At 63.3% G+C, this 9,575-nt stretch carries 7 protein-coding genes (1 of these 7 only partly in view); 4 read left to right on the forward strand and 3 right to left on the reverse strand.

Annotation, left to right across the window (positions count from 1 at the left end):
* Window positions 1-26 precede the first annotated feature (26 nt).
* The 3 genes from C0606_10725 to C0606_10735 all read left to right on the forward strand — a co-directional run bounded on the left by C0606_10725 (window position 27) and on the right by C0606_10735 (window position 3,158).
* On the forward strand, window positions 27-1,103 hold the full coding sequence (locus tag C0606_10725; GenBank protein ID PLX38647.1) for a peptide chain release factor 1: 1,077 nt from the start codon (window positions 27-29) through the stop codon (window positions 1,101-1,103).
* A gap of 2 nt (window positions 1,104-1,105) precedes the next feature.
* Window positions 1,106-1,963 carry a peptide chain release factor N(5)-glutamine methyltransferase gene (gene prmC, locus C0606_10730; protein PLX38648.1) on the forward strand — a complete coding sequence of 286 codons (858 nt, stop codon included), beginning with the start codon at window positions 1,106-1,108 and terminating at the stop codon, window positions 1,961-1,963.
* Between the two features lie 382 nt (window positions 1,964-2,345).
* Window positions 2,346-3,158: a DUF4167 domain-containing protein gene (locus C0606_10735; protein PLX38649.1), complete on the forward strand. Its 813-nt coding sequence runs from the start codon at window positions 2,346-2,348 to the stop codon at window positions 3,156-3,158.
* Between the two features lie 73 nt (window positions 3,159-3,231).
* Here the strand turns inward: C0606_10735 and C0606_10740 are convergent, their stop codons facing one another.
* Window positions 3,232-4,008 (reverse strand): MOSC domain-containing protein, encoded by a 777-nt coding sequence (locus C0606_10740; protein ID PLX38650.1) that lies wholly within the window; start codon window positions 4,006-4,008, stop codon window positions 3,232-3,234.
* A gap of 212 nt (window positions 4,009-4,220) precedes the next feature.
* Between C0606_10740 and clpB the strand changes: the two genes are divergently transcribed.
* Window positions 4,221-6,836 (forward strand): ATP-dependent chaperone ClpB, encoded by a 2,616-nt coding sequence (gene clpB / locus C0606_10745; GenBank protein ID PLX38651.1) that lies wholly within the window; start codon window positions 4,221-4,223, stop codon window positions 6,834-6,836.
* Between the two features lie 69 nt (window positions 6,837-6,905).
* On the opposite strand, the gene C0606_10750 is transcribed toward clpB, so the two are convergent.
* The gene (locus tag C0606_10750) at window positions 6,906-8,639 is read right to left on the reverse strand and encodes a hypothetical protein (GenBank protein ID PLX38652.1); all 1,734 of its coding nucleotides are present in this window, start codon (window positions 8,637-8,639) and stop codon (window positions 6,906-6,908) included.
* Window positions 8,640-8,890: 251 nt separating this feature from the next.
* A protein-coding gene (locus tag C0606_10755) for a M23 family peptidase (GenBank protein PLX38653.1) crosses the window boundary here: on the reverse strand, window positions 8,891-9,575 show its end. The gene runs 1,289 nt beyond the window's last position; the window shows 685 of its 1,974 coding nt (coding positions 1,290-1,974); its start codon lies beyond the right edge, outside the window; its stop codon occupies window positions 8,891-8,893.

The following is a 9,575-nucleotide window of genomic DNA, read 5'->3' on the forward strand; positions in this document are numbered from 1 at the left end:
TCCCCGTTCAGCCGACAGGTTCCTTCATGATCGCACAAGAAAAACTCGACAGCCTGATTGCCCGCTTCGAAAGCATCGAATCGAAGATGGCGTCGAATCCGGATCCAGAAACCTACGTGAAGCTGTCGCGGGAATATGCCGAGCTGGAACCGATCGCGGCGATGGTTCGTGAGCTGAACAGCAAGAAGGCGGAACTGGCCGATCTGGAGGAGCTGATCGAAACGCCGGACACCGACGCGGAAATGCGCGAGATGGCCGAGATGGAGATGCCGGAGGTCGAAGAGTCCGTCGAGGATCTTGTCGAGCGGTTGCAGATCGCGCTGCTGCCGAAGGATGCGGCGGACGAGAAGAGTGCGATCCTCGAAGTCCGCGCCGGCACCGGCGGCGACGAGGCGGCGCTGTTCGCCGGCGATCTGTTCCGCATGTACGAGCGCTACGCGGCAATCAAGGGCTGGAAGGTCGAGGTGCTTTCGGCCAGCGATGGCGACGCCGGCGGCTACAAGGAAATCATCGCCAACATCTCGGGCAGCGGAGTGTTCGCGCGGATGAAATTCGAGTCGGGCGTGCATCGGGTGCAGCGCGTTCCCTCGACCGAATCGAGCGGCCGTATCCACACTTCGGCGGCGACCGTAGCGGTGCTTCCCGAAGCGCAGGACGTCGATATCGAGATCCGCAACGAGGATATTCGCATCGACACGATGCGCGCCTCGGGCGCCGGCGGGCAGCACGTCAACACCACCGACTCGGCGGTGCGCATTACTCACATCCCGACCGGCATCATCGTCGTGCAGGCGGAAAAATCGCAGCACCAGAACCGGGCGCGGGCGATGCAGATCCTGCGCGCGCGGCTGTTCGACATGGAGCGCTCGCGGCTGGCCAACGAGCGGGCCGAGTCGCGCCGCACTCAGGTCGGCACCGGCGACCGGTCGGAACGCATCCGCACCTACAATTTCCCGCAGGGCCGGGTGACCGATCACCGCATCGGGCTGACGCTCTACAAGCTGAACGAAATTCTCGCCGGCGAAGCACTCGACGAGATGGTCGATGCGCTGGTCACCGATCATCAGGCAAAGTTGCTGTCCGACGTCGAGGACGCCGCTTGAGCGTGACGACAGTCGGAGCGGCATGGCGCCGGGCCCGCGACGCCTTTGTCGCGGCGGGGCTCGATACGCCCGATCTCGACGCCCGCCTGTTGCTGGCAAGCGTTCTTGGCACCGAACCGGGCCGGCTCGTTCTGCACCATGACGACGCGCTCGACGATGCAGCGCAGACGACGTTCGGCGGCCTTGTCGAACGGCGGCTGGCGCGCGAGCCGGTTGGCCGGATTCTCGGGCGGCGCGGCTTCTGGGATTTCGAACTCGTGCTCTCGGACGGGACCCTTGAGCCTCGCCCGGATACGGAGATTCTGGTCGAGGCCGTGCTGGACGATATCGCGGCCACCGGCGGCCGGGACCGGCCGTTGACGATTGCCGATATCGGCACCGGTTCGGGCGCGATCCTGATTGCGCTGTTGCGTGAGTTGCCCAATGCGTTCGGTATCGGTGTCGATCTGGCGATGAGTGCTCTTCTGACCGCGCGGGAAAATGCGGCGGCGGTGGGTGTCGCGGAGCGCGCGGCGTTCGTCCGGGCAGATTATGGGGCAGGGCTTGCCGGCGGTCTCGACTACCTCGTCTCCAATCCGCCCTATATCGCCACGGCCGAGCTCGATGGACTTTCTCGCGAGGTGCGCGAGCACGATCCGCGTCTTGCGCTCGACGGCGGTGCCGACGGGCTCGCTGCCTACCGGGTGCTTGCCGGCGACTGTCGACGTCTGCTCGCGCCGGGCGGTTGCGTGGCCGTCGAATTCGGCGCTGAGCAGCGTAGCGATGTGGCGGACATCTTTACGAACGCCGGATTGATCGTTTCGGGCCATCGCCCGGACCTTTCCGGCCATGATCGCGTCCTGTGGGCGCACTTCGTGTGATTGCGTAGAGCGATGGCAAAAGGGGCGGCCTATTAAAATAACCCTTGGAAATAGCGGGCGAACCGGCTAGTTTCGGTGCGCCGACGCACGGAGGTGATGACCGGCTCGCAAACGAAACGTGATCCAGGGCGTTTCGACGGGTCTTGCAGGTGATAGCCACCTTTGTTAGATCATCCGTGCTCCTCTCGGTCTGCTGAAAATCGGCAAAAGCGTTTGACCCCGACTGTAAAACGGTCGGTCGGATGCGACCGATGGATACTTGGAGACCTTAGCGCAATTTCGTTCGACGTCTTTAACCGAACGGTCCAGATGGCATTCGGGAATCAGGGTTCTTGGTTCGACCTCCCGATCCAGGCAATTCTTCCCGGAAGAGAAACGGCTAATGAGGCAGAATAATCAGAACAAGCGGATGCGTGGACGGAGCCGCAAGCCCTCCAATCCGCTGTCGAGAACGTATGAGTCCAATGGCCCGGACGTGAAAATCCGCGGTACGGCCATGCATGTGGCGGAGAAATACGTTCAGCTCGCGCGTGACTCTCAGGCGTCCGGCGACCGGATCATTGCGGAAAACTATCTGCAGCACGCAGAGCATTACTTCCGCATCATTGCCGCGGCTCAGGGCCAGAACGCCGTTCCGCAACGCGATGACGATCGTACCGACGATATGGCATCGGACGACGAGACGCAGGCCCAGACCCAGGCCCCCCGGTCCGGTTCGCAGCAGGGGCGTAGTCGCGCGCCGGTGATTGCGCCGGATGCGCCGCAGCCTTTCGTCGACGGAATGCCCGGCATCGAGGCCAAGGGCGCCAATGGCAGCAGCCGGCGCGGCCGCAACGGAGCGAAACCCGCCGAGGTCGACGAAGCCGAAGGCGTGCCGGAAAACGGCGCCAACGGCAAGGATGTTGCGGCTGAGCCGAGCGAGGCGCCCGCCGAGGTGCCCGCAGAGGTGTCGGTCGAGGCCGACGAGGACGAGAGCGGCAAGCCGAAGCGTCGTGCTCGCGGCAGCCGCGGTCGCGGCAGCCGCACCAAGCCTGTGCGCGGCGAAGGTGACGACGAGAGCGCAAGCGGTGAAGACGTCGCAGAAGCTGCGGAAGCCGCGGAAGCTGCTCCGGCGCGTGCCCGTCGCAGCCGTAAATCAAGCGCCAGCGACGAGGCGGCGCCGGCTTCCGGGGAAGCCGCGACGAGCGACGCCTGACCGTCGCTTTTTGCGGATTGAGATATTCAACGGCCGGGCCTTTTGTCCGGCCGTTGTCGTTTGTGGGGAAGGCTCAGCCGAGGATCGTCACCTCATCGCCGGGGCGGACGGTGCCCGGCTTGGTGACGGCGAGGAAGATACCGCAATCGAGATGGCCATAACACTCGCGTAGCGTGTCGAGGACAGGCGCGTTGCGGGTGCCGGTTTCCAGATCGAGCTCGGTCGCGACGCAGCGCTCGATAGCTTTCTCTACGCTGAACTCGGCATCGCCGATGCGCAGCGTCTTGCCGATGAGGCCGGTCTCGGCCCATGCGTCCCAGCCGTCGATATAGAGGTTGCCGCGAAAGCGTGCGGGGTCGAGGTTCATCGCCATGGCGCTTCCGAGGTCGGCGACGCTTGCCAGATTGATCAGCGAGATCAGCGGGCGGCGCTGATCGGTCAGCGCGATGGTGCGGCCGGCAACAAGGCGCAGCGGGCGCGTCGGCGGCGATTTCAGCAGTTTCGCGAAGGCATCCTCGATTGCCCGGCGGCCTTCCGGGGTATCGAGGCTGGCCTCGACAGCGATTTCTCCCTCCGGCGTGCGCACTGTCAGGGTCTTTGATGCCGTATCAACGCTCGTCTTCAGCGGCGCCAGTTCGTTGAACAGCGCCATCTGCAGGAATTTGGATTTGCTGACATGCTGGGGGTTTTCTTCATCGAAACCCGAGTCGCGAAATTCGATGGCGTAGGCCCGGTCGAAGGGGAAGACGGCGCCTTCCTCCACTGCGACGTCCTGGAGCTGTTCGGCCGACAGGCCCTTTACGGGATAGCGGTAGAGAGCGGCGAGACGGGCGGCGGGTGTCGACGGCATGATCGGTCCTCGTGATCGGCGCGGGCGCAGAGTGCGGCTTTGGTGTAGCGTTTTCGCTGCGACGCGTCGTCACCTCTTTTGTTGCCAAAATGCATCACTATATCGGGGGTGCAGCCGGCCAATCGGGGGCTGCAGGCGTTGTATAACGCGTAATCCATCGACGTCGGGATCATGCTTCGGGTGAAGCCGGCGGGCTTGAGGAGCACTGCGAAATGAATTTCGAAAAATATACCGAACGGGCACGCGGCTTCATTCAGTCGGCGCAGAATCAGGCCCTGACCCGCGGGCACCAGCAATTCGCGCCGGAACATATTCTGAAGGTTCTGCTCGACGATTCCGAGGGCATGGCCGCCGGTTTGATCGAACGCGCCGGCGGGCGCGCCAAGGATGCGCTGCAGGCGGTCGAGCGGGCGCTCGACAAGATGCCGAAGGTCTCGGGCGGCGACGGCCAGCTCTATCTCGGCCAGCCGGTTGCCAAGGTGTTCGACACCGCGGAAGAGCTTGCCAAGAAGGCCGGCGATTCCTTTGTCACGGTTGAACGGCTGTTGCTTGCGCTGGCCATGGAAAAGGCCGCCGCGACGTCAAAGATGCTCGCCGATGCGGGCGTGACGCCGACGGGCCTGAACCAGGCGATCAATGAAATCCGCAAGGGGCGCACCGCCGATTCGGCTTCGGCCGAACAGGGCTATGACGCGCTGAAGAAATATGCCCGCGATCTGACCCAGGCAGCGCGCGACGGCAAGCTCGATCCGGTGATCGGCCGTGACGAGGAAATCCGGCGCGCCATGCAGGTCCTGTCGCGGCGGACCAAGAACAATCCGGTGCTGATCGGCGAGCCGGGCGTCGGCAAGACGGCGATTGCCGAGGGGCTGGCGCTGCGCATCGTCAATGGCGACGTGCCGGAAAGCCTCAAGGACAAGCGCCTGCTCGCTCTCGACATGGGCTCGCTCATTGCGGGCGCGAAATATCGCGGCGAATTCGAGGAGCGGCTGAAAGCGGTTCTTTCCGAGGTGCAGTCGGCCGAGGGCGGCATCATCCTGTTCATCGACGAGATGCACACGCTCGTTGGTGCCGGCAAGGCGGAAGGCTCGATGGATGCGTCGAACCTGTTGAAGCCGATGCTGGCCCGTGGCGAGCTGCACTGCGTCGGCGCGACGACGCTCGACGAGTACCGCAAGCATGTCGAAAAGGACGCTGCACTCGCCCGCCGGTTCCAGCCGGTGTTCGTTTCCGAGCCGACGGTCGAGGATACGATCTCGATCCTGCGCGGCCTGAAAGAGAAGTACGAACTGCATCACGGCGTGCGCATCACCGACTCGGCGATTGTGTCGGCCGCGACCCTGTCGAATCGCTACATCACCGACCGGTTCCTGCCGGACAAGGCGATCGATCTTATCGACGAGGCGTCGGCGCGGCTCAGAATGCAGGTCGATTCCAAACCGGAAGAGCTCGACGAACTCGACCGGCGCATCATCCAGCTCAAGATCGAGCGTGAGGCGCTGAAGAAGGAGACCGATCAGGCCTCCAAGGACCGTCTCGAACGGCTCGAGAAAGAACTGGCCGATCTCGAGGAGAAGTCGGCCGGGCTGACGGCGCGCTGGCAGGCGGAAAAGCAGAAGCTCGCCGGTGCGCAGTCGATCAAGGCCGCGCTCGACGAGGCGCGAATCGATCTGGAAAAGGCGCAGCGTTCGGGCGATCTCGCCAAGGCGGGTCAGATTGCCTATGGCGTCATTCCCGACCTTGAGAAAAAGCTCGCCGAAACCGAAGCGGCCGAGCAGGAGAGCGGCGGCGAAGCTGCCGAGACCATGGTCGACGAGGCCGTGACGGCGGATCACGTCGCCCAGGTCGTGTCGCGCTGGACCGGCGTACCGGTCGACAAGATGCTCGAGGGCGAGCGCGACAAGCTCTTGCGCATGGAAGACGAACTCGCCAAGCGCGTGATTGGTCAGGAAGAGGCCGTGCATGCGGTTTCAACCGCGGTTCGCCGCGCGCGGGCCGGCCTGCAGGATCCGAACCGGCCGATCGGCTCGTTCATGTTCCTCGGCCCCACCGGCGTCGGCAAGACCGAGCTGACCAAGGCGCTCGCGACCTTCCTGTTCGACGACGAGGCGGCGATGGTGCGCGTCGACATGTCGGAATACATGGAGAAGCACTCGGTCGCCCGGCTGATCGGCGCGCCTCCGGGCTATGTCGGCTACGAGGAGGGCGGCGCGCTGACCGAAGCGGTCCGGCGCCGGCCGTATCAGGTTGTGCTGTTCGACGAGATCGAAAAGGCCCATCCGGACGTTTTCAACGTGCTGCTTCAGGTGCTCGACGACGGCCGGCTGACCGACGGTCAGGGCCGCACGGTCGACTTCCGCAACACGCTGATCATCCTGACCTCGAATCTGGGGTCGGAATATCTGGCAAATCAGCCCGAGGGGCAGGATGTCGACGCGGTGCGCGATGACGTGATGAGTGTGGTGAAGGCCAGTTTCCGGCCTGAATTCCTCAACCGCCTCGACGACATCATTCTGTTCCACCGGCTGCAGAAGGCGCAGATGGGCGCGATCGTCGACATTCAGATGTTGCGGCTCAAGGCGCTTCTACAGGATCGCAAGATCACGATCGACCTCGACGATGCGGCGCGCGCCTGGCTTGCCGCCAAGGGCTACGATCCGGTCTATGGCGCCCGGCCGCTGAAGCGGGTGATCCAGAAATTCGTTCAGGATCCGCTGGCCGAAAAAATCCTTGCCGGTGACATCGCGGACGGTGCGAAGGTTCGTGTGTCGGCCGGTACCGACCGGCTGCACTTCGAATCGGTCGGAGCCGGTCAGGAAGCGGCCTGATCAAATCGCCGTTGCATGAAAAGAAAACGCCGCCGGGGGCTCTCCGGCGGCGTTTTTTGCTGGAGAAACTTACCGCGCGCGGATCGTGCCGAGGAACTGCGCCATCGAGCCGGAGAGCGTGCGAATCTGATCCGACATGCCGGCGGTCGACTGATCGAGCGTCGATACGGCATTGCGGGTGTCGCCGACGTCGCCGGAAACGCGCTTCACGGAATCGATCACGGAGTGGGTCGTCGACACGGTGGCCGCCATCGAGCGGTCGATTTCGTCGGCGATGGCGATCTGCGCCTCGATGGCCTCGGAAATCGAGCGGGAGATCTCGTTCATCTTCTCGATGTGCTCCGTCACGGAGCGAATTGCCTCGACGCTTGAGCCGGTCTGCTCCTGCATGCTCTGGATCTGGCTGGAAATCTGTTCGGTCGCCTTGGCGGTCTGGCTGGCCAGCGATTTCACCTCCGAAGCGACGACGGCGAATCCCTTGCCGGCCTCACCGGCGCGGGCCGCTTCGATGGTGGCGTTGAGGGCGAGCAGATTGGTCTGTTCGGCGATGCCGGAGATCAGGCTGATGATTTCTCCGATGCCGTCGGCAACTTCCATCAGACTGCGGACCTGGCTGTTGGAATGTTCCGCGGTGCGGGTCGCTTCCTGCGCCATCTTGGTCTGATGGTCGACTTCACGGCGCACGCCCTGGACGCTGTCGCGTAGCTGGGCAACGGCTTCGGCGTTGGATTCGACGGTGTGCGAGGTTTCCGTGACCGATTCTTCCAGAGCCTCGGTTGCGGTAACCGTACCGCTGGTGATCTGCGAAACGTTTCGTCCGGTGGAGACGAGTTCGTCGGCGGTCGACTCAAGATGGCTGATGGCGATGCCGACATTCTTTTCGAACTCGTCGGCCAACTGGCGCATGGCGGCGCAGCGATCCGACTCGGCCGCCTCGCGCATGGCATGCTGTTCCTGCTCAAGGCGTGCACGGTCGCCGATGGCGTCGGAGAATGTGCCGATAGCGCGTGCGATTGCCCCGATTTCATCCTTGCGGGTGAGATAGGGAACCTCTTTCTCGCGACCCCTGGACTGAAGATTGCCGAGAATTTTCTCCAGGCGCTTGAGAGGGGTCGAAACAAAGCGGGTCAGGAACACCGCGATAACAACGATAAGAGCGACGACGATGCCGCCGGCGATTGCGGTCCAGCTGAGCTGGTCATGCGCGCGCGCCTCGACTTCGGCGATGTGATCCGTGAGGTTCCCGGTCGCGGTATCGATTACTTCCGTGGTGGTGGCGAGCAACGGTTCGAGCGAGCCGTACATGGCTTCGGCGGCCTCGTCGAATGAGGCCATCATCTTGTTGCCGCCCGCGGGGCCTTCCGCGACATAGGCTTCGGCCATGGTTTTGCCGACGCTGTAAAAGGGGCCGAACGACTCCTGCGCCTTCTTCAGCGCGGTGCTGATGTCGGTGCGCTGCATGGCGTCGGCCAACGCAATGGCGGTGGCAACATCCTTGGAGAATTTTTCGGCATAGCCTGCGGCTTCGTCGAAACCGTCATTGAGGCCGTCCTGGCCGCGTGTCGCGGAAATGTCGGTCAGCCATTGCTGAACCTGGATGACGTCGACCTGAATGGCCTTGATGGCCGTGCCGAGCGGCAGCGCCTGGTTGACGGCGGTTGTTACTTCTTCACGGGTCTGATCGATCAAGGCGACCTGTTTCTGGCTTTGCCAGAAGACGGCGCCGGCCTGACCGATGAAGGTCAGGGCAATGCAGGCGATCAGGGCAATAATCGTCGTGTTAAGCGATTTAAACCCAAACATCTTTTTTCCCCGGCTGAATACCCGAGGAAATCGTCGCTGTTTATCGATAATTTTTCGTAAATCGGACAATTTTGCTGTTGCTGTCGTGAAATGCCCGTTGTTTTATTTGAATAAAATGGTGCGATTTATGCTGGTTTCTTTGACGGCAAAGGGCTGGATAGCGTTGCACGCGCGCGGATTCAAGCAGCGGAATGCCCGGCACCCGACGTGCGGGGCCGTTTTTGCGTTGCCGTGGTGTGGAGGTGCGCGGGTTACTGCGAGGTTGCGACGCGGGTCGAGGTTGCGCCCTTGTTGACCAGCGTATCGATGTGGCGCTGCTCGCGCTTGAACTCGGTGAGGTATTCCGCGGTCAGAACGCGCCCGCGCGGCAGGCGGATACGCAGCGGATCGACGTGGCGACCGTTCACCATCACCTCGTAGTGCAGGTGCGGGCCGGTGGACAGGCCGGTCGAGCCGACATAGCCGATGATCTGCCCCTGGCGGACCTGCTGGCCGACCGCGATGCCCTTGGCGAAGCCGGACTGGTGCGCGTAGCCGGTTTCGTAGCCGTTGGCGTGGCGGACCTTGATCCAGCGGCCATAGCCGGACTTCCATTTTGCCTCGACGACGGTGCCGTTGCCCGAGGCCATGATCGGCGTGCCGCGCGGGGCCGACCAGTCAACGCCCTTGTGCAGGCGGGTGTATCCAAGGATCGGATGGCGGCGATAGCCGAAGGCGGAGCGGAAGCGGCCGCGCGACATCGGCTTGCGCATCAGGAATTTCTTCGCGCTCTTGCCGTTCTCGTCATAGTAGTCGACGACCTTGTCGTCATCGGTGCGGAACCGGTAATAGTGCCGCTCGTTCCCCTTGAGGTTGATCGCGGTATAGATGATCTCGGTCGCCGAGGTCGGGTCGTTCTCGTCTTCCATCGCGTAGAGCACCTCGATGGAATCGCCT

Source organism: Hyphomicrobiales bacterium (assembly GCA_002869065.1).
Lineage (GTDB): Bacteria > Pseudomonadota > Alphaproteobacteria > Rhizobiales > Rhodobiaceae > Rhodobium.

Coding starts and splice junctions, on each gene's coding strand:
- C0606_10725 (PLX38647.1), top strand. CDS start 27: ATGATCGCACAAGAAAAACTCGACAGCCTGATTGCCCGCTTCGAAAGC.
- C0606_10735 (PLX38649.1), top strand. CDS start 2,346: ATGAGGCAGAATAATCAGAACAAGCGGATGCGTGGACGGAGCCGCAAG.
- C0606_10740 (PLX38650.1), bottom strand. CDS start 4,008: ATGCCGTCGACACCCGCCGCCCGTCTCGCCGCTCTCTACCGCTATCCC.
- clpB (PLX38651.1), top strand. CDS start 4,221: ATGAATTTCGAAAAATATACCGAACGGGCACGCGGCTTCATTCAGTCG.
- C0606_10750 (PLX38652.1), bottom strand. CDS start 8,639: ATGTTTGGGTTTAAATCGCTTAACACGACGATTATTGCCCTGATCGCC.